Source organism: Stenotrophomonas sp. SrG, from assembly GCF_050031795.1.
GTDB classification, from domain to species: domain Bacteria; phylum Pseudomonadota; class Gammaproteobacteria; order Xanthomonadales; family Xanthomonadaceae; genus Stenotrophomonas; species Stenotrophomonas rhizophila_A.
In genome coordinates this window covers 1-245 of record NZ_JBNBBE010000824.1, presented here as the reverse complement: position 1 = coordinate 245, position 245 = coordinate 1, and the positions used below count along the sequence as shown (strand labels likewise).

Sequence of the window (245 nt, the reverse complement as noted above, 5' to 3'; positions counted from 1 at the left end):
CGCCAACGCACCCTCCACGGCGCGCTGCTGAACGACGTGCGTGAACCGCACGAGCGCGCTACCTGCATGGCCGAGGGCGCAAGGGGAATCGCGCAGGGCGATATCCTGCGCGAAGCCAGCACGCAGCTCCCGGCGCTTGACCGCGAGATCCTGCTGTTCTGCCAGAGCGGCAAGCGCTCCATGGACGCCGCGCGGGCCCTGCTCGATCTCGGCTACACCCACATCGCGTCCGTCCACGGCGGCGC

General features: G+C 70.6%; 1 protein-coding gene. It reads left to right on the top strand.

The window, feature by feature from the left end; translation table 11 throughout:
* Nucleotides 1-245, top strand: a 245-nt coding sequence (locus ACQG3P_RS21845) for a rhodanese-like domain-containing protein (RefSeq protein WP_426806221.1), incomplete at both ends; no start/stop codon positions are given.